This is a genomic window from Modestobacter sp. SYSU DS0657 (assembly GCF_054050925.1).
Window position 1 is genome coordinate 60,977 of record NZ_JBJHAG010000006.1, and the last position, 22,041, is coordinate 83,017.

Here is a 22,041-nt window from a genome sequence, read left to right on the forward strand (position 1 = left end):
GTCAGCCCTCCAACAGCCGGGCGAAGGTGCCGGCGATGGTCGCCCAGGACCAGCGCTGCTCGACCCAGGCCCGGCCCGCGGCCCCCATGGCGCGGGCCCGGGCCGGGTCGTCGAGCAGGTCGGCGAGCACCCGGGCGACGGCGGTGGGCGAGCGCGGGTCGACCACGTGCCCCGTCTCCCCCTCGCGGACCGTCTCCGGGGCGCCGCCGGAGGTGCCGGCGACCACCGGTCGGCCACAGGCGGCGGCTTCGAGGAACACCATCCCCAGCCCCTCGACGTCCAGCCCGCCGCGGCGGGTGCGGCAGGGCATGGCGAAGACGTCGCCGGCGGCGTAGTGGGCGGGCAGTTCGCCGGCCGGCACACCGCCGGTGAGCACGACCGAGCCGCCCAGGCCGCGGGCGGCGACCGCCCGGCGCAGCCGCAGCTCCAGCGGGCCGCCCCCGACCAGCAGCAGCCGGGCGTCGGGGTGCCGGGCGAGCACCTGCGGCCAGCCCGCGACGAGGACGTCCTGCCCCTTGCGCGGCACCAGCCGGGAGACGCACACGACCACCGGCGCGCTCCCCAGCCCGTACCGCTCGCGCACGGCCGAGCCGTCGGCGTCGGGGCTGAACAGGTCGACGTCGACCCCCGGGGACAGCTGGCTGAGCACCGTCCGGTCCCCGAGCGCCGGGGCGAGCCGGTCGTGGGTGTAGGCGCTGATGTAGGTCAGCTCGTCCAGCCCCGACGCGATCCGCTGCACCAGCTGCCGGGCCGCCGGGAGCGCCACCCAGCCGGTCTCGTGCCCGTGGGTGGCACCGACCAGCCGGCGCACGCCGGAGCGGCGCAGCACCGGGGCCATCAGGCCCAGCGGCGCCGCCGCCCCGAAGAAGACGGTGTCGCAGCCGTGCTCCTGCGCCAGGCGCGCGGCGGTGCGGGTGGCGTCCGGGGTCGGCAGCAGCATCCCGGTGGCGGCTCGGACCACCGGGTAGGGCAGCTGCGCGTCGTGCTCGGCCGATCCCGGGTGGTCGGAGGCGAGCACGACCAGCGACTCCGGCGGGCGGGTGGCCAGCAGCGCCGCCACGAACGTCTGGATGCCGCCCTGCCGGGGCGGGAAGTCGTTGGTGACGACCAGGGTGCGGTTCACCGGGGCACCGGGGCACCGTGCAGCCGGGCCCAGTCGGCGGCGAAGGCGATCCGCTGCGGCACCGTGGGGTGCGATCCGTAGAACCACTGCCAGGCGGCCGGCGGGTCCGGGTCGTTGAGGTTGGCCTCCCCCAGCCGCCGCTGCATGGCGGTGAAGGCGGCCGGGTCACCGGTCAGGTCCAGCGCGTGCAGGTCCGCCCGTGCCTCGATCTGGCGGGAGACCAGGTTCTGCACCGGTGTCGAGACCAGCGTCCCGACCGTGACCAGGAACAGCAGCAGGCCGACGACGGCGCCGTCCCCCGGCCCCCGCGCCCCGGCCCGGCGCAGCAGCGGCGGTGCACCGAGCAGCCACCCGAGCAGCGAGACCCCGGCACCGGCGCCCAGCGCGCCGATGAGCGTGCCGCTGAGGACGTCGTCGTTGGCCACGTGCCCCAGCTCGTGCGCCACGATCGACTCGATCTCCTCGTCGGGGAGCCGCTCGAGCACCGTGTCGTAGACGACGACCCGGCGCGTGGACCCGAACCCGGAGACGTAGGCGTTGAGCGCCGTGGTGCGGCGGCTGGCGTCGGCCACCAGCACGTCCTCGACCGGGGTGCCGCTGCGCTCGGCGAGCGCGAACAGGTCGCTGCGCAGCTGACCCGCCGGCATCGGCTCGAACCGGTTGAACGCCGGCTCGATCACCATCGGGTAGAGGAACGACCCGACGACGACGAGCGCCGCCGCGCCCCCACCCGCCCAGGCCCACCAGGTCCGCGGCGCCCGGCGGGCCAGGGCCACCACCGCCAGCAGCCCCAGCGCGGTGAGGGCGGCGTTGATGCCGGTCGAGACGGCGACGTCCCGGGCCCACAGACCCCAGCCCCGGGTGGAGAGCCCGTAGCGGTGCCGCACCACCTCACCCCAGGCCGACAGCGGGAGGGTCACCAGCCGTCCCACGAGCAGGATCGCGAACGTGCCGAGGAGCACCTGCCAGGCCCAGCCGCCACCCATCGGGCGGGCCAACCGACGCGCGGTGGCCGCGCCGGCGCGGGTGAGGCCGAACACCGCGGAGACGGCCAGCCCCAGCAGCAGGGAGACCAGCGACGCCGGCCGCAGCGCGCCGGTGAAGTCCTCGGCCCGGGCGATCTGCTCGGCCGTGAACGCCGCGGCGGGGTCGACGGGGGTGCGGCCGCCGGGCGGTGCGGCGAGCACCTCCCACGGGGTGGTCACCACGATCACCACGACCAGCGTGGCCCCCAGGACCGCCGCCGTGCCGAGCGCCAGCCGCCGGGACCGGGCCGGGGTGGGCACGAGCGCCGAGGTGCTCACGCGGACGGGCTCGGGACGGTCGGGGCGCACACGCGGGCGAGCTTAGGACGGCGCCCTGTGCGCGCTGCCCGCCCCGGACGGCCTCAGCCGACGAGCCGGCGCGCCCCCACGTACCCGGCCATGTCGACCCCGGTGACGACGACCGGACTGCCGAACGTCGGCGCGTGCACCATCTTCCCGTTGCCCACGTACATGCCCACGTGGCTGACCGGGCTGTAGAAGAAGACCAGGTCACCGGGCTGCAGCTCGGCCCGGCTCACCGCGGTGCCCATGGTTGCCTGCACCCGGCTGGAGTGCGGCAGCCGGACCCCGGCCGCGGCGAAGGCGTACTGGGTCAGACCCGAGCAGTCGAAGGCGTCCGGGCCGCCGGCGCCCCAGACGTAGGGGTCGCCGATCTGGGCCAGCGCGGTGTCCACGGCGGTCTGCGCGGCGTCCGAGGAGGCGACGACCTCGGCGGGGGCGGGGGGCGTCAGCGTCGGACCGGCGTGCTCCTGCACCACCGCCTGCTGCTGGACCGCGCTGAGGGAGTCGTACTGGGCCCGGTACTCGGCGATCCGCCCCTGCAGGTCGGCCTGCCGGGTGGTGACGTCGGCCAGTCCGGCCTCGGCCTGCCCCGCCGCCGCGTCGGCGGCCGCCTTCGCCTGCTCGGCCGCCTGGGCCGCGGCGGTCACCTGGGCGAGGACGTCGGTGGTGTGCCCGGCGATGGCGTCCAGGGTGGTGACCTGGGAGAGGAACTCGTCGGCCGAGCCACTGGTCATCAGGGCGTTGAACCGGGACAGGTTCTCGCCGGTGAAGGCGCTCCGCGCGACGCGGCGCATCTGCTCGTCGAGGGCCGCCAGCTGCGCCTGGGCGGCGGCGAGGGCCTGGCCGGCGGCGTCGGCCGCGGCTCGCTGCTGGGCGAGCTCCTCCTGCGCGTCGTTGAACTGCTCGGTGACGACCTCGAGCTCGTGCGTCGCGTCGGAGACCAGGCGCGTGGCCTCCTCCGCCGTGCCGGCCCGGGCCACCGGGTCGCCAGGGGCAGCGGCCGCGCTGCCCGGGAGCAGGGTGAGCGTGAGGCTGGCGGTGAGCCCGAGGAGCACCCCGGCACCGAGCCGGCCGGTCAGCCGGGCGCGCCGGGAGCCCGAGGGCAAGGCGGCAGGGCGGGCCGGCGTGGGCCGGAGGCGGGACTGAGGGCTCGCCATGGGAGGCGGGGCTCCGTTCTTCCTGGTCGCACCGCCTACCGAGTCGGCTGACAGGCCCGGGCGCAGCAGTCACGCCCGATCTCGGCCGCGTCGACGACGACGCGGTGTGCACCGGGGCGACCCGGTGCACGTGAGCACCCACCTACAGCGTTGCGTGGGTCCCGGGTCCAGCCGGCGAGGCCGGCTGGTTCGGCGGTCTCCGGCCGGGGCCACCCTGATCAGTGACGACTTCCCTACCGGACGTCACGAAACTAGGTCCGTGACCGGACCGAGACAAAGACCCGTCAAACCCGAAACCTCGGGCTAGACCTGACGAATCACAGAAGTGCGATTTGTCAGCTCGCGTTGCGGTCGCCGTGGTCTGACGCATCTTGATGACGCAACGGCGGGACCAGGCCGAACTCTGCCAAAGCCCGGACCGCCCGGCGCTCCACGTCGTCCAGTTCCACGACGGCACGGCCGTCGCCCTCCGTCGCGTCAACAGGAGCCACGTCACGTCCGGACCGGGCCCGCCCGGGCGCGTCGCCGTGCGGCGCCACCTCGGCCGGGCCGGCCCCCACCGTCGCCCTCGGCACCAGGGGCACGACACAGGGATCGCTCCCCTGCCAGCCCGGCGGTGCACCGAGGAGCATGGTGACGACGCAGTCGGCGCAGCCCGTGCCGCGGACGGTGCAGGTGTCGCAGTCGATGAGCACGGCGGCTCTCCCTCCCTCTCGATCCGGACGGCCCTCCGTCCCGGCAGCGCGGACCGTAGGAGCAGCCACCGACAGTTCCCGCCGCACGCCCTCCGCGGGTCCGCCCCCGCCCCGGTCCCGGCGCGCCCTCCCCCGGACTGTCGGACCCCCGACCTACCGTCCGCGGCGTGCCACCCGCTCCTGCGCTGCCACCCGTTCCGCTCCCCGGGGGGCCGGGCGCCCGCCCGTCCGGCTGGGCCTCCACGGTCCTGCCGTCGGCCCCCACCCCCGCGGCACCGCCGGGCCGCCCGCGCTACGAGCAGGTGACGATCGAGGAGGCGGGCACCGCGCTGTCGGCGGTGACGTTCGTGGTCGTCGACCTGGAGACGACCGGTGGCTCCCCGAAGGACAGCGCGATCACCGAGATCGGCGCGGTCAAGGTGCGCGGCGGTCAGGTGGTCGGCGAGTTCCAGACCCTGGTCGACCCGGGCCGGGAGATCCCGCCGTACATCAGCGTGCTCACCGGCATCACCACGACGATGGTGGCGGCCGCGCCACGCATCGAGGCCGTGCTGCCGGCCTTCCTGGAGTTCGCCCGGGGCGCCGTGCTGGTCGCCCACAACGCCCCCTTCGACCTCGGCTTTCTGCGCGCGGCCTGCGAGGAAACCGGCATCGCCTGGCCCGCCGCCGCCTCGGTCGACACCGCCGTCCTGGCCCGCCGGCTGCTCACCCGCGACGAGGTGCCCAACTGCAAGCTGGCCACCCTCGCCCCCTACTTCGCCACCTCCACCGAGCCCTGTCACCGGGCGCTGGCCGACGCGCGGGCGACCGTCGACGTCCTGCACGGCCTGTTCGAGCGGCTGGGGCCGCTGGGGATCACGACGCTGGAGGAGCTCTCCGGCCTGACCCGCCAGGTCGACCCCGAACGCCGCCGGAAGCGGCACCTGGCCGAGCACGTCCCCACCGGCCCCGGCGTCTACGTCTTCCGCGGCCCGCGCGACGAGGCGCTGTACGTGGGCACCTCCACCGACCTCCGCAGCCGGGTGCGCAGCTACTTCTCCGCCGGCGAGCAGCGCAGCCGGATGACGGAGATGATCCGGCTGGCCGAACGGGTAGACGCGCTGCCGTGCGCGCACGACCTGGAGGCCGCCGTCCGGGAGCTGCGGCTGATCGCCGAGCACAAGCCCCGGTACAACCGCCGGTCCCGCTTCCCCGAGCGCGCCCTCTGGGTCCGGCTCACCGACGAACCCTTCCCGCGGCTCTCGGTGGTGCGCCGGGTCCGCCCGGGCACCGGGTCCTTCCTCGGCCCCTTCCCCGACCGGCGCGCCGCCGACGACGCGGTCGCCGCGGTGCACGAGTCCCTGCCGCTGCGCCAGTGCACCCCCCGGCTGGCGCTCGCGGGCACCGGCACCGCCTGCGCGCTCGCCGGCATGGGCCGGTGCGGAGCCCCCTGCACCGGCGCGCAGAGCCGCGAGGAGTACGCCTCGATCGCCGCGGTGTTCGCCGCCGCCGTCGACTCCGACCCCCGCGAGCTGGTCGCGCCGCTGCTCGACCGGGTCGAGCGGCTGGCCGGCGAAGGCCGGTACGAGGACGCCGCGCTGCTCCGCGACCGGGTGGCGGTGCTGGTGCGGGCGGTGCGGCGCCGTCAACGGCTGGAATCGCTGGCCACCGTGCCGGAGATGGTGCTGGCCCGTCCCGACGGCGCCGGTGGCTGGCAGCTGTCGGTCGTGCGGCGCGGCCGACTGGTCGCCGCCGGGGTCGCCGAGCGCGGCCGGTCGGTTCGCGAGTGCCTGGCCGGCCTCCGGGCCACGGCCGAGACCCCCACCGGACCGGACGGCGAGCTCGCCGCCACGGTCGACGAGACCGAGCTGGTGCTGCGCTGGATGGAGAAGCCCGGCACCCGGTTGGTCGAGGTCGACGGCACGCTGGCCAGCCGCACCCCGGGCACCGGCGCCTACCGCGCGTTCCTCGCGCGGGTGGAGGCCGGCCGCGCCGAGCGCGACCCCTTCGGCGACGGCCGGCCGCTGCGCACCCGCAGCCAGCCCGACCGGGTCGCCGCCGACCGGCCGGAGGCACGGCGCGGCCGGGGCGCCACCCGGCTAGCATCCCGGACGTGATCACCGCCATCGTGATGATCGATGCCGCCACCGACTCCATCGCCGAGGTCGCCGAGGCGGTCGCCGACCTGCCCGGGGTCAGCGAGGTCTACTCCGTCGCCGGCGACGTCGACCTGGTCGCGATCATCCGCGTGCCCGAGTTCGACGAGATCGCCCAGGTGATCGCCGGTCGGATCAACAAGGTGCCCGGCGTGGTCGACACCGCCACGCACATCGCCTTCCGCGCCTACTCACGGCACGACCTCGAGGCAGCCTTCTCGATCGGCTTCGAGTCCGCCGACTGAGGAAGGACCCCGCTGCCCCCAACCCTCGCGAGCCCGGGCCGGGCCACTGCAGCGGGGCCGATGGGCCGGGGGCCGTCAAGTGCGGGGGCGGAGCTCCTGGCTGACCTGCACCCACTCCGCGAGCTTGGCCGCGGCCCGGCCGTCGTCGACCGCGGCGGCAGCCCGTTCCAGCGCCGTGCCGACCACGTCGGGCAGCCGTCCGCCGCGGCCGTCGAAGGCAGCCAGTGCTCCCGCGGCGTTGAGCAGCACCGCGTCCCGCACCGGGCCGCGGTCCCCGGCCACGAGCCGGCGGACCACCTCGGCGTTCTCCTCCGGCCCCCCGCCCCGCAGCGCCCCCGGCTCGGCCACCGGGATGCCGAACGCCGTCGGGTCGAGCCGCTCGGCGACCACCTCGCCGTCGCGCACCACCCACACCGACGACGTCGTCGTGGTGGTCAGCTCATCGAGGCCGTCGTCCCCCCGGAAGACCAGGGCCCGGGTGCCGCGATCGGCGAGCACCTGCGCGACGACCGGGGCCATCCGCAGATCGGCGCAGCCGATCGCCCCGGCCACCGGCCGCGCCGGGTTGGTCAGCGGGCCCAGGAAGTTGAACACCGTGCCGATGCCCAGCTCCCGCCGCGGGACCGCCGCGTGCCGCATCCCGGGATGGAACACCGGAGCGAAGAAGAACCCGATCCCCGCCCGGCGGACGCACTCCGCGACGGCGTCGGCGGGGAGGTCGATGACCACCCCGAGCGCCTCGAGGACGTCGGCCGTACCCGACTTCGACGACGCCGCCCGGTTGCCGTGCTTGGCCACCGGCACCCCCGCCGCGGCGGTGACGATCGCGGCCATCGTGGAGATGTTGACCGTCTGCGCGCCGTCGCCCCCGGTGCCCACGATGTCCACGCAGTCCTGCGCGAGCACCACGGGCGTGGCCTGGTCGAGCATGGTCGCGGCCAGCCCCAGCACCTCGGCCGGCGTCTCCCCCTTGACCCGCAGCCCCATCACCAATCCGGCGATCTGGGCCGGGGAGGCCTCGCCGGTCATCACCTGGCGCATCGCCCAGCGGGTGTCCTCGATCGAGAGGTCCTCGCGCCGGGCCAGCCGGCCGAGCAGCACGGGCCAGGTCGGGGCGGTGCCCGCCACGCCGCTCAGCGCCGCACGACGGGCCGCGAGGCGGCCCGTTCGCGCAGCAGCCCGGCCACGGTCTCCGGGGCGACCAGCGGGTCGACCGGGAACGCCAGCGTGGCGTCGGCCTGCGACCAGTGCGCCAGCCACCGGTCGGCCTGACGGGCGATGAGGACCACCATCGCCGGGCAGTCGGCCACCTCGGCGCGCAACTGGCGGCTGATCCCCATCCCCCCGGTGGGCTGGGCCTCGCCGTCCAGGACGCACAGGTCGACCCCGCCGGCGTCGACCGCCGTCACCACCTCGTCACCGGTGGCGCACTCCACGTAGCGGAGGGGGCCGACGTCCGGAGCCGGGAAGGCCCCCAGCGCAGCACGGACGGCGGCGCGGACCTCGGCCCGCTGGCTGAAGACCAGCACGGTGGCCGGTGCGGCGTCGACGCTCACCCCGCGCAGCCTAGCGCTTCCCACCGTCACGTCGGAGGGGGCACCGCACGCGCACGGGGAGACACGCCACGCGCGCCCACCCCGCGTCGTGGGGAGGGCATCCCGATGCCATGATGACCCCGTGACAACGGCCCCCGTGGCGAGCAGCACCTTCGACACCTCGCGGGTGCACTCCCTGACCCGACCGAACATGGTCAGCGTCGGCACGATCGTCTGGCTCGCCAGTGAGCTGATGTTCTTCGCCGGCCTGTTCGCCATGTACTTCACCGCGCGCGCCCGGGCGACAGACGGCTGGCCTCCGGAGCCGACCGAGCTGAACCTGCCCTACGCGACGTTCTTCACCGTGATCCTGGTGGCCTCCTCGGTCACCTGCCAGCTCGGCGTGTTCGCCGCCGAGCGCGGGAACGTCTACGGGCTGCGCCGCTGGTTCGCCATCACGTTCCTCATGGGCGCGGTGTTCGTCCTGGCCCAGATGAACGAGTACCGGGTGCTGGTCGTCGACCACGGCACGACGATCGCCTCGTCGAGCTACGGCTCGGTCTTCTACCTGACGACCGGCTTCCACGCCCTGCACGTCATCGGTGGCCTGGTGGCCTTCGTCTACGTGCTCATCCGGTCCACCATGGGCCGATTCACGCCAGCCCAGGCGACCTCGGCCATCGTGGTCTCCTACTACTGGCACTTCGTCGACGTCGTGTGGGTCGGGCTCTTCGCCACGATCTACCTGATCCGCTAGGGAACCGGTGACCACCACGAACCCCTCGTCCGAGGCCCCCGTCGAGAGCGGCCGCCGCGGCGTGCGCGCCCGGTTCGGCCGGCGTCCGGCGGCCGGCAGCCCGGCCGCGGCCGCCCAGGCCCGGCGGCGGTCCAAGCAGCGTCGGCGGCTGGCCAACGTCGCGGGCCTCATGGCCGCCCTGGTGCTCACCGGCGTCGGCTACTCCGCCCTCGCCCCCGGCGCCAGCGCCGCCGACGACCCGACCGGCAACCCGTCGAACGCCGTCGAGGCCGGCCGGGACCTCTACGTCCGCAGCTGCATCACCTGCCACGGTTCGAACCTGGAGGGCGTGGAGGGCCGTGGGCCCTCGCTCATCGGCGTCGGCGAGGCCGCCGTCTACTTCCAGGTGCACACCGGCCGCATGCCGCTCGTGCGGCAGGAGGCCCAGGCCCCCGAGCGCCCGCCGGTCTTCTCCGAGGAGGAGATCGACCAGCTGATGGCCTACATCCAGGCCAACGGCGGTGGGCCGACGCTGCCCTCGGGTGACCTGCGCTCGGGCGATCTCGCCGCCGGCGGCGAGCTGTTCCGGCTCAACTGCGCCCAGTGCCACAACTTCACCGGCCAGGGCGGCGCGCTCTCCTCCGGGAAGCGGGCACCGTCGCTGTCGGAGGCCAACGACCTCACGATCTACTCCGCGATGCTCACCGGCCCGGAGAACATGCCCGTCTTCGGTGACAACCAGCTCACCCCGGAGGAGAAGCGGGCGATCATCAACTACGTGCAGACCGTGCAGGCCCAGGCCGACCCCGGTGGCGCCGGCGTCGGCCGGGTCGGCCCGGTGGCCGAGGGCCTGGTCATCTGGGTCGCCGGCATGGGCGCCCTGCTGTTCGGGATCTTCTGGATGGGGACGAAGGCGTGAGCACCACCCACACCGGCCCCGGCGCTGCCGGCGGCGACGACACCGCGGGTCCCGCGCACGGGGGCCCGGACGACGAGTACAGCCCCGAGCGGCTCAGCGCCATGGACCGCACCGAGCTGGACCGGCTGGGCGCCCGGTACGACGGCGTGGAGATCCTGCACGTCGACCCGGGCCCGGAGCCCGGCTCCTCCATGGAGAGGCGCGCCACCCGGCAGGTCACCCTCTCGTTCGCCATCGCCGCCGTCGCCGCCCTGGCGTTCCTGGTCGTCTACGCCGGCTCCGGCTGGTTCCTGCCCGACTGGGAGTGGCAGGTCGGCGGCAGCACCTGGAGCGCGCTGTTCACGCCCCTGCTCGGCATCACCATGGGCATCTCGCTGACCGCGATCGGCATCGGCCTGGTGCTGTACGTCCGCAACCTGCTGCCGCACGAGACCGCGGTCCAGGACAAGCACGACGGGTCGCACTTCGACCGGGTCACGACCTCGGCCACCCTGCTCAGCGGGCTGGACAAGTCCGGCCTCCCCCGCCGCAAGCTGCTGCTGACCACGATCGGCCTGATGGGCGCAGGTGCGGGCGCCATGGTCCTCGCACCGCTCGGGGGTCTGATCCGCAACCCGAACACCGGCAACCCGCTGGGCACGACCCCGTGGGCGGACGGCGTCCGGCTGCTGCGTGACGACGGCACCCCGGTCCGCCCCGCCGACCAGCAGCCCGGTTCGCTGGAGACGGTGTTCCCCGCCGTCCCCGGCGGCAACTTCCACGCCGACGCGTCGGCCTCGGTGATGCTCATCCGGCTCCGCCCGGAGCAGATGCAGGAGCTGGACCTCCCGGACGGGCAGGAGGACTTCGGCTACGGCGACTACGTCGCGTACTCGAAGATCTGCACGCACGCCGGCTGCCCGGTCTCGCTCTACGAGCAGGAGACCGGCCGGATCCTGTGCCCGTGCCACCAGTCGATGTTCCAGGTGACCGAGGGTGCCCGGCCCGTGTTCGGCCCGGCCACCCGGAAGCTCCCCCAGCTGCCGATCACCGTGGATGATGAGGGGTACTTCATCGCGCGAGCGGACTTCCCAGAGCCGGTCGGCCCTTCGTTCTGGAACCTTGGGAGGCTCGTCTGATGGCCACCACCACCACCCCGGGTCCGGCTGCGCCGAGCACGAGGATCGGGAAGGCGGCCCTGGAGGTCGACGACCGGCTCATCGTGGCCGGCCCGCTCCGCCGCACCCTGAACAAGGTCTTCCCCGACCACTGGTCCTTCCTGCTCGGTGAGATCGCGCTCTACGCGTTCGTCATCCTGCTGCTGTCGGGCACGTACCTGACGTTCTTCTTCGACCCGTCCCTCACCGAGGTCGTCTACGACGGCTCCTACGCGCCGATGCGCGGCATCGAGGTGTCGCGGGCCTACGAGTCGACGCTGGACATCTCCTTCGACGTCCGCGGCGGTCTGGTCGTCCGGCAGATCCACCACTGGGCGGCCCTGCTGTTCGTCGCGGCGATCGTCGTCCACCTGTTCCGGATCTTCTTCACCGGTGCGTTCCGCCGGCCGCGGGAGACGAACTGGTTCATCGGTGTCGCGCTCCTGGTGCTGGCCCTCGTCGAGGGCTTCGCCGGCTACTCGCTCCCCGACGACCTGCTCTCCGGCACGGGCCTGCGGATCGCCTCGGCGGTGATCATCTCGATCCCGGTGATCGGCACCTGGCTGTTCTTCACGGTCTTCGGCGGCGACTTCCCCGGCGAGCTCATCATCAGCCGGCTCTACATCCTGCACGTGCTGATCGTGCCCGCGATCCTGCTGGCGCTGATCGCGCTGCACCTGCTGATCCTGGTCAAGCAGAAGCACACCCAGTTCCCGGGTGCGGGGCGGACCGAGCACAACGTGGTCGGCAACCGGCTCTTCCCGGCGTTCGCGGGCAAGGCGACCGCACTGTTCTTCATCGTCTTCGGTGTGTGCGCCGCTCTCGGCGGCCTGGTGCAGATCAACCCGATCTGGCTGCTGGGTCCCTACAACCCGGCACAGGTCTCCGCCGGTTCGCAGCCGGACTGGTACATCGGGTTCCTCGACGGCGCCGCGCGGCTGTTCCCGCCGTGGGAGCTCGTGCTCTGGGGCTACCACATCCCGGCCCTGTTCTGGGCCACTGCGGTGATCCCCGGTCTGATGTTCGGTGTCCTGGCCCTCTACCCGGTCATCGAGCGCAAGCTCACCGGCGACACGGCCAGCCACCACCTGCTGCAGCGCCCGCGGGACGTGCCCGTGCGGACGTCCCTGGGCGCCATGGCCATCTCGTTCTACGTCGTGCTGTGGATCTCCGGTGGCAACGACGTCATCGCCGACAAGTTCGACATCAGCCTGAACGCGATGACCTGGTTCGGCCGGCTCGGCATGCTGTTGATCCCGCCGGCGGTGTACTGGCTCACCTACCGGATCTGCCTGGGTCTCCAACGGCACGACCGCGAGGTCCTCGAGCACGGCATCGAGACCGGTGTCATCCGGCGCCTGCCCAACGGTGAGTTCATCGAGGTGCACCAGCCGCTGGGCCCGGTCGACGAGCACGGCCACGGGGTGCTCGCCTACGGCGGCGCCTCGGTGCCGAAGAAGATGAACCAGGTGGGCGGCGCACGTCGCGCCATCCGGGGCTTCTTCAAGCCGATCGAGGAGCCGGCCGCGGTGCAGGCCGCTGCCGAGCGCGAGGCGCGCGGCCTGGAGGCCGCACAGGCGGCCGACCGCGAGCTGACCGGCTCGGGCCGCCCTGCCGAGGGTGGCCGTCCCTCCGAGGGTGGTCGTCCCTCCGAGGGTGGTCGTCCGCAGGACCCGCGCGACTGATCGACCCGCTCCACCACCAGCAGGGCCCCCGGCGGATCTCCGTCGGGGGCCCTGCTGTTCGTGCGGGGTGCCCGTGGGTCGCGGTTCTCCCCCGGACGTGTCCGGGGTGACAGGGCGAGCCCGTCCCCTCGGCCACGCCGCAGGGCACGTGGTCGTCCCTCGGACAGTGGGGCGCCACTTCCCCGCTGCGGCCCCGCACGCCCGGTGGTGGTCCGGCGGCCACACCGCTTCCGAACGCTCCCCGCCGGGCTTGCGTGGACGACCGCCGACGCTCGGGGCAGAGCCGCCTCCCGGACGCCCGTGCGCGGCACCGGAGGCGTCCTGCTCCGGGCGGCGCCAGTCCCGGTTCCGCCGGCTCCTCGCGCCCCTCGCTCCCCCGCCCCTGGCCGGGCGGAGCAACCGATGGGATCGGCGCGCAGCGGCGGGACGGGCCCGTTCCCGGCACCCCGCGACCAGCAGAGCCGGAGCGACGTGCGCCCCCACCTGCGCTCCCGGGGCAGCGACCCCACCGGCGGCTGGCTCATCTCGGCGGCGCTCGACCGGCCGCCGGTGTGGTGGTCGGTCCACCGGCGACGGGGAACACCTGGTCCGGCGGCGCCCCCGACCGGTCAGCTGCTCCCCGACGCCGGCCGACGTCCGTCACCGCCCGCGAGATCACTGCGCGGTCGGGTCGTAGTAGACCGGCCCGCACATCGAGCCGCCCGCCGTCGAGACCGGACCCGTTCGACCCCGCACACGCCACCGGGGCCCCTCCCGACGTGGGAGGAGCCCCGGTGGACGAGGTGGAGCTGGGCTCAGCTGTGCGCGTTCTGCCCGACGTAGTACTCGAAGAGCAGCCCGCCCACGGTGAGCAGCAGGGCCACGCCGGCGATCAGGACCAGCCACGGGTACCAGAAGGCCAGCGCCAGCCCCATGAGTGCGGCGGAGAGCCCCAGGCCGAAGGGCCAGTAGCTCGCCGGGCTGAAGAAGCCGAGCTCCCCCGCCCCGTCGGCGATCTCCGCGTCCTTGCGGTCCTCGGGGCGGGCGTCGATGCGCCGGCTGACGAACCAGAAGAAGCCACCGATCAGCGCGGTCAGGCCCCCGGAGAGCGCCAGCGCCGTCGTGCCGATGGGCTCCCGAGCCCAAACGCCGTAGACGACCGCGGCGACGACACAGAAGACCGTGATCAAGTTGAAGATGAGCGCTTCGACCTTCACGGTCGGTCCTCCTGGTGCTGCGGGGTGGTCAGGTCAGTCATCGGCGGAGGCGGACGCCTGCTCACGGGCGCCCGCGAACGGGCTCGTGGAGGTTGCGTAGCCCGGCTCGCCGATGCTCTCCAGCGCGTCGTGGGTCGACAGACCGGCCAGACGCGCACTGATGTAGTCGTCGAAGTCGTCGGCGCTCACCGAACGCAGCTCGAAGTTCATGAACGCGTGGTAGGTGCCGCACAGCTCGGCGCAGCGGCCGACGTAGGCCCCCTCCTCGCGCACGGTGACCTCGAAGACGTTGTCGCGGCCGTTCTCGTTGCCCGGGATGACGTCCAGCTTGAACAGGAAGTCCGGGATCCAGAACGAGTGGATGACGTCGGCCGAGGCCAGCTCGAACCGGATCGTCTGGTCGACCGGGACGACGAGGATCGGGATCTCGTCGGTGCTCCCGACCGTCGACACCGGCTCGCCGCCGTTCTCGTCGGTGGTCTCCGGGTAGACGAACTGCCAGTTCCACTTGAAGGCGTTCACCCCGACGGTCACGTCGGGGTCGGCGCTGCGCTCCATCACCCGGTTCTGCGTGTTCACCGTGAAGAAGAACAGCACCGACACGATGACGAACGGGATGATCGTGTAGACCACCTCGAGCGGCAGGTTGTACGCCGTCTGCTTGGGCAGGGTGTCGCCACGCTTCCGGTACCGGATCGCGGCGTAGGCGATGAGCACCCAGACGGCGACGCCGACCACGAGGGCGGCGATCGTGGAGCCGATCCAGAGCGCGTGCATCTGCTCGGCCTCGTCGGTGATGCCCTCAGGCCACCCCCAGCTCCAGAAGCTGCGGTCCACCGAGCACCCTCCTCATCTCCCCCGTGGCGGCGCCACGAGGTCTTCCCGGTGGAGGTCCACCGGCACCCATCGACAGGTGCCGCTCACCCCCACCACAGTCTCCCGGAGACTATCCGACCCCGCCTGCGGTGCCCGGGGCGGGCGGACCTGCCCGGCGGGTCGCCGAGGCGTCACTGGCTCCACTGCCGCCCCGCCGGCACCCCACGCCCCGCGACCGGATCGGACCGCGCCGGCCGCCGGTTACAGTCGGGGCGTGTACCGACGCCTGCTGACCTGGCGGTGGGTGCTCATGCACCTGCTGGTCCTGGGGCTGTTCGTGATGACCTTCTTCCTGGGCGCCTGGCAGCTGAGCAAGGCCGAGGCCGGTGGCGGCGCGGTCAACTGGAGCTACGCGCTCCAGTGGCCGCTGTACGGCTTCATGGGCCTGGGCTTCTACCTGCGGATGGTCCGGGACGAGTACCGCCGCGACCCCGCCGACGACGAGCCCGGCAACGCCGTCGTGCTGTATCAGCGCCCGCGGATCGACACGACGGGAGACCCGGAGCTGGCCGCCTACAACGCCTACCTCGCCGAGCTCAACGCGAAGGCGCTGGGACAGCGGGTGACCGGTGGCCGCTGACACCGGTCAGACGTCCTCCCGGCTGCCGCACGCCCTCGCCCGCAGGGTCGGCCGGGACGTCCCGGCGGCCCTGGGCCGCTACCGGGTGATGGCCTGGGTGGTGGGCGTCCTGCTGATCGCCCTGGTGCTGGTCGCCGTGCCGCTGAAGCACCTTGCCGGGATCGACGGGCCGGTGGCCGTCATCGGCACCGCCCACGGATGGCTGTACGCCATCTTCTTCGTGACCGCCTGCGACCTCGCGCTGCGGGCCCGCTGGTCGCTGAAGGGCACGGTCCTGGTGCTCCTGGCCGGCACCGTCCCCGTCCTGTCCTTCGTCGCCGAGCGGATCGCCACGCGCAGGACCCGCGCCGGCGAGCGCGTCTGACCGAGCGCCCCCCGCCTTCCCCACCCCTCCGTCGTCCCCCTCCTGGAGACCCCCCGTATGTGCGGCCTGCTCGCCTATGTGTCCACCGACGCCGACCGGGTGGGAGAGGGCACCGTCGAGCAGGTGCGGCAGGCGCTGCGCTGCCTGCGCCACCGGGGGCCCGACGACCGGGAGGTCTGGGCCGACCCGCACGCCGTCCTCGGGTTCAACCGGCTGGCCTTCATCGACATCGAGGGCAGCCCGCAGCCGATGCCCTATGCCGAGGGCCGGTACCGGATCGTCTTCAACGGCGAGATCTACAACTACCTCGAGCTCCGCGAGGAGCTGAAGGCCGCCGGCGCGACCTTCGGCACCGAGGGCGACACGGAGGCGATCGTCGCCGGGTACCACCTGTGGGGCGAGGCGGTCGTGCCCCGCCTGCGAGGGATGTTCGCCTTCGTCATCTGGGACACCGAGACCGGCACCGCGTTCGGCGCCCGGGACGCCTTCGGCATCAAGCCGCTGTTCACCGCGCGCCTGGCCGACGGCGGGCTGGTCTTCAGCTCGGAGAAGAAGGCGCTGCTGCAGCTGCTCGGCGGCACCCCCGGCGCCGGCGGCGTCGACCCGGCCTCCCTGCAGCACTACCTGACGCTGCAGTACGTGCCCGAGCCCGCCACGCTGCACCGCGGCATCCGCCGGATCGAGAGCGGCACCAGCTTCACCGTCGTCGACGGCGAGCTGCACACGAAGCGCTGGTTCCACCCGACGTTCCGCCCGACACCGGTCGCCCCCGGCTCGGAGCAGGCGCTGTTCGACCGGATCGCCGAGGTGCTCGACGACTCGGTCGCCAAGCACATGCGCGCCGACGTCACCGTCGGCTCGTTCCTGTCCAGCGGCATCGACTCGACCGCGGTCGCCGCCCTGGCGCACAAGTACAACCCCGACCTGGTCACCTTCACCGTCGGCTTCCAGCGGGAGGCGACGTCGGAGGTGGAGATCGCTGCCGAGTCCGCGGCGATCCTGGGGGTGAAGCACGTGCCGGTCGAGGTTTCGGCGCAGGAGTTCGCCGACGCCATCCCCGCCGTGGTCTGGTACCTCGACGACCCGGTGGCCGACCCGGCGCTCGTGCCGCTGTACTTCGTGGCCCGCGAGGCCCGCAAGCACGTCAAGGTGGTGCTCTCCGGCGAGGGCGCCGACGAGCTGTTCGGCGGCTACACGATCTACCGCGAGCCGCTCAGCCTGGCCTGGGCCACGAAGCTGCCGTCGGTCGGGCGGCGGGCGCTCGGCCGGCTGTCGAGGCTGGTGCCGGAGGGTGTCCGCGGGCAGAGCCTGCTGGAGCGCGCGTCGCAGCCGCTCGAGGAGCGGTACTACGGCAACGCCCGGAACCTCAACGCCGCCGAGCTCGCCCAGCTGCTGCCCGGCCGCGACCCCGACCTGTCGCACGTCACCGTCACCGAGGCGCTCTACCGGCAGACCCGCGAGGCCGGCTACGACGACGTGACCGCCATGCAGTACGTCGACCTGTTCACCTGGCTGCGCGGCGACATCCTGGTCAAGGCCGACAAGATGACGATGGCCAACTCGCTCGAGCTCCGGGTCCCGTTCCTGGATCCCGAGGTCTTCGCCCTGGCGAGCACCCTGCCGCTGGAGATGCGGGTCCCGGCGCGCGGGGACGCGACCAAGTACGCGCTGCGGCAGGCGATGCAGCAGATCGTGCCGCCGAAGATCATGAACCGGCGCAAGCTGGGCTTCCCGGTGCCGACGGCGGAGTTCCTGGCCGGCCCGCTGCACGAGTGGGCTCGCGAGGTCGTGACCGCCAGCCAGACCGACGAGTGGCTGGACCGCGACCACGTCCTCGCGCTGCTGGACCGGCTGCGCCAGGCCGAGGTGCCCAGCAAGCGGATCGCCCGCCAGGTCTGGGAGGTGCTGGTGTTCATGATCTGGCACGGCATCTTCGTCGAGGAGAGGATCGCGCCGCAGATCCCGGAGCCGGTCTACCCGGTCCGGCTGTGACCCGGCCGCGGTTGGTGGCGGCCGCCGGGCTCGTCACCGTCGGTCTCCTGACCGGCTGTTCCGGTGGTGGCGACGACGCCCCCACCGCCCCCGCGCCGTCGACCAGCACGACGTCGCCCGGGGCCACGGACACCCCCCCGCCGGTCACGCCCACGGCGCCGGGAACGCTCAGCCCGCCGGCGCCACCGGCGCCCACCTCGGGGCTGCCGATCCCGATCCCCTCGGAGCCGGCCGACTGACGACGAGCGCTCCTGCCCATCGCCACTCGCGGGCCCCGGCAGGCGGGCGGATGCGCGACGAGGCCCGGCACCCCCGCGGGGGTGCCGGGCCTCGTCGGTCGTTCAGCCGGCGATCAGTGGAAGCTGTCGCCGCAGGCGCAGGAGCCGCCCGCGTTCGGGTTGTCGATCGTGAAGCCCTGCTTCTCGATGGTGTCGACGAAGTCGATCGTCGCGCCGCTGAGGTAGGGGATGCTCATCCGGTCGACGATGACCTCGACGCCACCGAACTCGAAGGTCTGGTCGCCGTCGAGGAAGCGCTCGTCGAAGAACAGCTGGTAGCGGAGACCCGAGCAACCACCCGGCTGCACCGCGATCCGCAGCCGCAGGTCGTCGCGACCCTCCTGGTCCAGCAGCGTCTTCACCTTCAGGGCGGCGGGGTCGCTGAGGATGACGCCGGTGGCGCCGGGGGCCTGCGTGTCCTGCACGGTCATGTCGTGGTCCTCCCACACTCGAGGGTGTCCTGCTCGGCCCGTCGCGGGGACGGACTGCTGGAACGGCCAACACCGCCGTGGCGGAGCTGCTTCCCACTGTACGGCGCTCCTGGTGACCGGGGGAGCATCCGCACCCGTCCGGACGAGGACGACGCCGGCCCGGAGAGCACCGGACGGCGCTCCGGGCCACGTAGACTCACCGGCCGTGAAGCTCCGCCTGCCCGGCCGCCGCACCGACTCCGCGACGCCCCCGGACACCCAGTCCGACCTGACCGCCCAGCTGGCCGGGAGCACGGCCGTGGGCAAGGGCCGGCCGACCCCCCGCCGCAACGAGGCCCAGGGCCGCCGCAGCGGGCCGGTCCCACCGCCGCCCACCACGCGGAAGGAGGCCTACCGGCGGATGCGGGAGCAGTCGGCGGCCAACCGCGGCAGCACCCGCCAGGCCGCCCTGCGGGGTGACGACAGCGCGCTCCCGGCCCGTGACCGCGGCCCGGTCCGCCGGCTCGTCCGCGACGTCGTCGACGCCCGGCGCAACGCCGGCAGCTTCTTCCTGGTCGTGGCCGCCCTGGTGCTGGTCGGCTACTTCGTCCCGAACCCCGCCGTGCAGAGCTACACGGTGTTCGTCTGGTTCGCGTTCTTCCTGGTGATCATCGTCGACTCGGTGTTCCTCGGACGCCGGATCAAGAAGACGGTCGACGAGCGGTTCCCCGACCACACGGAGCGGATGCGCGGCCTGATCTGGTACGGCATCAGCCGCGCGACCATGATCCGCCGCTGGCGGTTCCCCAAGCCGCAGGTCCCGCTGGGCGCCGAGGTCTGAGCAAGGGCCCCGTCCTCCTCCCTCGCACGCTCGGGACGAGCCGCGGGACGGGGCCGTGCGAGCGGGCCACGGGGGTCGTTCGCATGGCTCACGACTAGCGTCCGTGGCGTGGAATTCAGACGCCTCGGCCGCTCCGGCCTTACCATCTCCGAGATCGCCTACGGCAACTGGCTGACCCACGGCAGCCAGGTCGAGGAGGACGCCGCGCACGCCTGCGTGCACGCGGCCCTCGACGCCGGGATCACCACGTTCGACACCGCCGACGTCTACGCCGGCACCAAGGCCGAGTCGGTCCTCGGCCGGGCGCTCGCCGGCCAGCGGCGGGAGGGCCTGGAGATCTTCACCAAGGTCTACTGGCCCACCGGCCCCGGTGCCAACGACCGCGGCCTGTCCCGCAAGCACGTCACCGAGAGCTGCCACGCCTCGCTGAAGCGGCTGCAGACCGACTACGTCGACCTCTACCAGGCCCACCGGTACGACGCCTCGGTGCCGCTGGAGGAGACGATGACCGCCTTCGCCGACCTGGTGCGGCAGGGCAAGGTCCTCTACCTCGGGGTCTCCGAGTGGCGCGCCGAGGAGATCGCCGCTGCCGCCGAGCTCGCCCGCGAGCTCAAGGTGCCGCTGATCAGCAACCAGCCCCAGTACTCGATGCTGTGGCGGGTGATCGAGGCCGAGGTGGTGCCGACCAGCGAGCAGGAGGGCCTCTCCCAGATCGTCTGGTCCCCGCTGGCACAGGGGGTGCTCACCGGCAAGTACCTGCCCGGCCAGCAGCCGCCGGCCGACAGCCGCGGGGGCCACGCCACCGCGGGCGGGTCGATGAAGAACTACCTGACCGACGACGTGCTCACCCGGGTGCAGCAGCTGCGGCCGATCGCCGCCGAGCTCGGCCTCACCATGGCGCAGCTGGCGATCGCCTGGGTGCTGCAGAACCCCAACGTGGCGGCGGCGATCATCGGGGCCAGCCGGCCCGAGCAGGTGCAGGACAACGTCAAGGCCGCCGGGGTGCGGCTGCCGGCCGAGGTCCTGACCCGCATCGACGAGGCGCTGGGCGACGTCGTCGAGCTGGACCCGGCCAAGACCAGCCGGGGCTAACGGCTCGGCCGCGCCTGCCCCCGCCGCTCACACCCGCGGCGGGGGCAGGCGCGCCCTCCGCTACGTGGCCGCCAGGCCCATCGGGCCGTACACGCGTTCACCGTCCTCGAGCAGGGTGACCGTCGCGACGCCACGGTCGAGCAGGTCGCGCCAGGCCTCGCCCAGCCACGACTCGGCGTCCCCCTGGTTGTCGTGCTCGGGCACCTCCACCCCGATCGTCGCCGGGTCCACGGGTGACCCCGAGGGGTTCTCCAGCCGCCACGTCCAGCTCATGGCGGGAGGCTAGCGAGGCCGAGGCCCCCGCGGCAGCCCGGAGGGAGGCAGGACGACCCGCGCGCTGCCGCGGCGACCACGAGGACGATCTTGGTTTACAAGGTAAGGGCCTGGGCATGGGTCGGTGCACCATCCTTGCTCGACCCTACGGAGAACCGATGAGCCAGCCCACCCAGGGCGCCGGCGCCAGCCGGGTGGAGATCCCGCCCCCGGCCCCCGAGAACGCCTCCACCGGTCAGCTGATCGGTCAGCTCTCCGACCAGCTGACCCGGCTGGTGCGGGACGAGATGCGACTGGCCCAGGCCGAGGTGGGCGCCAAGGCCAAGAGGTTCGGCCTCGGCGCCGGCCTCGTCGGCGGCGCCGGGGTCGCCGCCTTCCTCGGCCTGCAGGTGCTCGTCGCCGCCGCCGTGCTGGCGCTGGCTCTCGCCCTCCCGGGCTGGCTGGCCGCGGTCGTCGTCGCCGTCGTGCTCTTCGTGGTCGCCGCCGTCCTGGCCCTGACCGGCAAGAAGGACGTGCAGCAGGCCGCTCCCCCCGTGCCGACCGAGGCCATCTCCGGCGTCAAGACCGACGTCGCCACCGTGAAGGAGAGTGCGTCCCGATGAGCGGACCCCATGACGAGCAGCCGGATCGCGGGGCGGACCCCGACGCCATCCGGGCCGACATCGAGCGGACCCGCGAGCAGCTCGGCCGGACGGTCGACGAGCTCAGTCACCGGCTGGACGTGCCGGCCCGGGCGAAGGAGCGCGCCGACCGGGCCAGGAGCTCAGCGGTGGAGAGCGCCAACCGCACGAAGGACACCGCGGTCGAGACCTACCGGGAGAACCCGCCAGCGGTCATCGGGGGCGGCGTGGCCACCCTGACCGCGGTCGTCGGTCTGCTCGCCTGGCGGCGCCGGCGCCGGCAGACCGCAGCGGAGCGTGCAGCCGCGAAGCAGGCCGCCCGGCGCCGCGCGGCGGCCCAGCAGGCGGCGGCACGGGCCCGTGCGGAGCGGGCGGCAGCCCGGAAGGCGGCCGCCGCGCGCGCCGAGGCCCGCCGCAAGGCGGCGGCACGCGCGCTCGCCACGCGCAGGCGGAGGGCCGCGCAGCGGCGCACCGCCGCCCGGCTGGCCGCCACCGCCCGGCTGACCGCGAGCCACCGGTGAGCCCCAGCCCCAAGGCCGTCTACCGCCCGATCGGCCTGCTGGGCGGCCTCGTGGCGGGCGCAGTCTCGGGTGCGGTGTTCAAGCAGATCTGGAAGCGGGTCGCCGACGAGGACGACGCACCCGGCGCCCTGCAGAGCGAGTACCGGATGCGCGAGGTGGTCCTGGCGGCCGCGATCCAGGGAGCCCTGTTCGGTGCCACCAAGGCCCTGATCGACCGGGCCGGCGCGCGGGGGTTCACCAAGCTCACCGGCAGCTGGCCCGGCGACTGACCCGCCACGGAACGACCACCACCCGAGACGAGGGG

24 protein-coding genes are annotated in these 22,041 nt (G+C 73.7%); 14 read left to right on the plus strand and 10 right to left on the minus strand.

The annotated features are described in order from the left end of the window. Position 1: 1 nt before the first annotated feature. From ACI79A_RS06055 to ACI79A_RS06070, 4 genes are all read right to left on the minus strand, one after another. Positions 2-1,123: a glycosyltransferase family 4 protein gene (locus ACI79A_RS06055; RefSeq protein WP_457080992.1), complete on the minus strand. Its 1,122-nt coding sequence runs from the start codon at positions 1,121-1,123 to the stop codon at positions 2-4. After that, positions 1,120-2,427 (minus strand): M48 family metallopeptidase, encoded by a 1,308-nt coding sequence (locus ACI79A_RS06060; protein WP_457080994.1) that lies wholly within the window; start codon positions 2,425-2,427, stop codon positions 1,120-1,122. The genes ACI79A_RS06055 and ACI79A_RS06060 overlap by 4 nt, the downstream gene beginning before the upstream one ends. Positions 2,428-2,510: 83 nt before the next feature. Next, positions 2,511-3,557, minus strand: coding sequence for a C40 family peptidase (locus tag ACI79A_RS06065; RefSeq protein WP_457080996.1), 1,047 nt, complete (start codon positions 3,555-3,557; stop codon positions 2,511-2,513). 386 nt (positions 3,558-3,943) lie between these two features. Beyond that, a complete protein-coding gene (locus ACI79A_RS06070; RefSeq protein WP_457080998.1) occupies positions 3,944-4,303 on the minus strand; it encodes a hypothetical protein in 360 nt (119 codons plus the stop codon). Positions 4,304-4,470: 167 nt separating this feature from the next. On the opposite strand from ACI79A_RS06070, the gene ACI79A_RS06075 reads away from it, so the two are divergent. Both ACI79A_RS06075 and ACI79A_RS06080 read left to right on the plus strand, forming a co-directional pair. Further along, the gene (locus ACI79A_RS06075; RefSeq protein WP_457081000.1) at positions 4,471-6,399 is read left to right on the plus strand and encodes a DEDD exonuclease domain-containing protein; all 1,929 of its coding nucleotides are present in this window, start codon (positions 4,471-4,473) and stop codon (positions 6,397-6,399) included. Next, the gene (locus tag ACI79A_RS06080) at positions 6,396-6,683 is read left to right on the plus strand and encodes an Lrp/AsnC family transcriptional regulator (RefSeq protein WP_457074338.1); all 288 of its coding nucleotides are present in this window, start codon (positions 6,396-6,398) and stop codon (positions 6,681-6,683) included. The genes ACI79A_RS06075 and ACI79A_RS06080 overlap by 4 nt, the downstream gene beginning before the upstream one ends. A 75-nt stretch (positions 6,684-6,758) precedes the next feature. On the opposite strand, the gene trpD is transcribed toward ACI79A_RS06080, so the two are convergent. Both trpD and ACI79A_RS06090 read right to left on the minus strand, forming a co-directional pair. Continuing rightward, positions 6,759-7,811 (minus strand): anthranilate phosphoribosyltransferase, encoded by a 1,053-nt coding sequence (gene trpD / locus ACI79A_RS06085; protein WP_457081002.1) that lies wholly within the window; start codon positions 7,809-7,811, stop codon positions 6,759-6,761. Positions 7,812-7,816: 5 nt separating this feature from the next. Next, positions 7,817-8,239 carry a hypothetical protein gene (locus tag ACI79A_RS06090; protein WP_457081004.1) on the minus strand — a complete coding sequence of 141 codons (423 nt, stop codon included), beginning with the start codon at positions 8,237-8,239 and terminating at the stop codon, positions 7,817-7,819. Positions 8,240-8,360: 121 nt separating this feature from the next. On the opposite strand from ACI79A_RS06090, the gene ctaE reads away from it, so the two are divergent. Genes ctaE through qcrB form a run of 4 tightly spaced genes read left to right on the plus strand, consistent with a single transcriptional unit; the run spans position 8,361 to position 12,694 of the window. Continuing rightward, entirely contained in the window at positions 8,361-8,975 is a 615-nt protein-coding gene (gene ctaE / locus ACI79A_RS06095; RefSeq protein ID WP_457068700.1) for an aa3-type cytochrome oxidase subunit III, read from the plus strand. A 7-nt stretch (positions 8,976-8,982) separates the two neighbouring features. Continuing rightward, on the plus strand, positions 8,983-9,873 hold the full coding sequence (gene qcrC, locus ACI79A_RS06100) for a cytochrome bc1 complex diheme cytochrome c subunit (protein WP_457081006.1): 891 nt from the start codon (positions 8,983-8,985) through the stop codon (positions 9,871-9,873). Then, a complete protein-coding gene (gene qcrA, locus ACI79A_RS06105; protein WP_457081008.1) occupies positions 9,870-10,991 on the plus strand; it encodes a cytochrome bc1 complex Rieske iron-sulfur subunit in 1,122 nt (373 codons plus the stop codon). Before qcrC ends, qcrA begins: the two co-directional genes overlap by 4 nt. Then, on the plus strand, positions 10,991-12,694 hold the full coding sequence (qcrB, locus tag ACI79A_RS06110) for a cytochrome bc1 complex cytochrome b subunit (protein WP_457081010.1): 1,704 nt from the start codon (positions 10,991-10,993) through the stop codon (positions 12,692-12,694). The genes qcrA and qcrB overlap by 1 nt, the downstream gene beginning before the upstream one ends. A gap of 794 nt (positions 12,695-13,488) precedes the next feature. Here the strand turns inward: qcrB and ACI79A_RS06115 are convergent. Together ACI79A_RS06115 and ctaC are read right to left on the minus strand one after the other, a co-directional pair. Then, positions 13,489-13,890 (minus strand): cytochrome c oxidase subunit 4, encoded by a 402-nt coding sequence (locus ACI79A_RS06115; protein ID WP_457081012.1) that lies wholly within the window; start codon positions 13,888-13,890, stop codon positions 13,489-13,491. 33 nt (positions 13,891-13,923) lie between these two features. After that, a complete protein-coding gene (gene ctaC, locus ACI79A_RS06120) occupies positions 13,924-14,727 on the minus strand; it encodes an aa3-type cytochrome oxidase subunit II (RefSeq protein WP_457081014.1) in 804 nt (267 codons plus the stop codon). Positions 14,728-14,980: 253 nt separating this feature from the next. On the opposite strand from ctaC, the gene ACI79A_RS06125 reads away from it, so the two are divergent. Genes ACI79A_RS06125 through asnB form a run of 3 tightly spaced genes read left to right on the plus strand, consistent with a single transcriptional unit; the run spans position 14,981 to position 17,702 of the window. Next, entirely contained in the window at positions 14,981-15,346 is a 366-nt protein-coding gene (locus tag ACI79A_RS06125; protein WP_457081016.1) for a metalloprotease, read from the plus strand. Further along, complete coding sequence (locus ACI79A_RS06130) at positions 15,336-15,710, plus strand: DUF3817 domain-containing protein (RefSeq protein ID WP_457081018.1); 375 nt, start codon at positions 15,336-15,338, stop codon at positions 15,708-15,710. Before ACI79A_RS06125 ends, ACI79A_RS06130 begins: the two co-directional genes overlap by 11 nt. A gap of 57 nt (positions 15,711-15,767) precedes the next feature. Then, positions 15,768-17,702, plus strand: a complete 1,935-nt coding sequence (gene asnB / locus ACI79A_RS06135; RefSeq protein WP_457081020.1) for an asparagine synthase (glutamine-hydrolyzing) — start codon at positions 15,768-15,770, stop codon at positions 17,700-17,702. Between the two features lie 352 nt (positions 17,703-18,054). Here asnB and ACI79A_RS06140 read toward each other — a convergent pair whose 3' ends face one another. Continuing rightward, on the minus strand, positions 18,055-18,411 hold the full coding sequence (locus tag ACI79A_RS06140; protein ID WP_457081022.1) for a HesB/IscA family protein: 357 nt from the start codon (positions 18,409-18,411) through the stop codon (positions 18,055-18,057). 205 nt (positions 18,412-18,616) lie between these two features. Between ACI79A_RS06140 and ACI79A_RS06145 the strand changes: the two genes are divergently transcribed. Both ACI79A_RS06145 and ACI79A_RS06150 read left to right on the plus strand, forming a co-directional pair. Next, a complete protein-coding gene (locus tag ACI79A_RS06145) occupies positions 18,617-19,231 on the plus strand; it encodes a DUF3043 domain-containing protein (protein WP_457081024.1) in 615 nt (204 codons plus the stop codon). Between the two features lie 108 nt (positions 19,232-19,339). Further along, entirely contained in the window at positions 19,340-20,323 is a 984-nt protein-coding gene (locus ACI79A_RS06150) for an aldo/keto reductase family protein (RefSeq protein ID WP_457081026.1), read from the plus strand. Between the two features lie 60 nt (positions 20,324-20,383). Here ACI79A_RS06150 and ACI79A_RS06155 read toward each other — a convergent pair whose 3' ends face one another. Beyond that, positions 20,384-20,596: a hypothetical protein gene (locus ACI79A_RS06155; RefSeq protein ID WP_457081028.1), complete on the minus strand. Its 213-nt coding sequence runs from the start codon at positions 20,594-20,596 to the stop codon at positions 20,384-20,386. A 158-nt stretch (positions 20,597-20,754) separates the two neighbouring features. Between ACI79A_RS06155 and ACI79A_RS06160 the strand changes: the two genes are divergently transcribed. The 3 genes from ACI79A_RS06160 to ACI79A_RS06170 are packed head-to-tail and all read left to right on the plus strand — an operon-like array spanning position 20,755 to position 22,006. Further along, positions 20,755-21,198 (plus strand): phage holin family protein, encoded by a 444-nt coding sequence (locus ACI79A_RS06160; protein WP_457081030.1) that lies wholly within the window; start codon positions 20,755-20,757, stop codon positions 21,196-21,198. Then, positions 21,195-21,737 carry a DUF3618 domain-containing protein gene (locus ACI79A_RS06165; protein ID WP_457081032.1) on the plus strand — a complete coding sequence of 181 codons (543 nt, stop codon included), beginning with the start codon at positions 21,195-21,197 and terminating at the stop codon, positions 21,735-21,737. The genes ACI79A_RS06160 and ACI79A_RS06165 overlap by 4 nt, the downstream gene beginning before the upstream one ends. Further along, entirely contained in the window at positions 21,734-22,006 is a 273-nt protein-coding gene (locus ACI79A_RS06170; RefSeq protein WP_457081034.1) for a DUF4235 domain-containing protein, read from the plus strand. Before ACI79A_RS06165 ends, ACI79A_RS06170 begins: the two co-directional genes overlap by 4 nt. Positions 22,007-22,041 lie beyond the last annotated feature (35 nt).

Coding starts and splice junctions, on each gene's coding strand:
- qcrB (WP_457081010.1), top strand. CDS start 10,991: ATGGCCACCACCACCACCCCGGGTCCGGCTGCGCCGAGCACGAGGATC.
- asnB (WP_457081020.1), top strand. CDS start 15,768: ATGTGCGGCCTGCTCGCCTATGTGTCCACCGACGCCGACCGGGTGGGA.
- ACI79A_RS06140 (WP_457081022.1), bottom strand. CDS start 18,411: ATGACCGTGCAGGACACGCAGGCCCCCGGCGCCACCGGCGTCATCCTC.
- ACI79A_RS06155 (WP_457081028.1), bottom strand. CDS start 20,596: ATGAGCTGGACGTGGCGGCTGGAGAACCCCTCGGGGTCACCCGTGGAC.
- ACI79A_RS06160 (WP_457081030.1), top strand. CDS start 20,755: ATGAGCCAGCCCACCCAGGGCGCCGGCGCCAGCCGGGTGGAGATCCCG.
- ACI79A_RS06165 (WP_457081032.1), top strand. CDS start 21,195: ATGAGCGGACCCCATGACGAGCAGCCGGATCGCGGGGCGGACCCCGAC.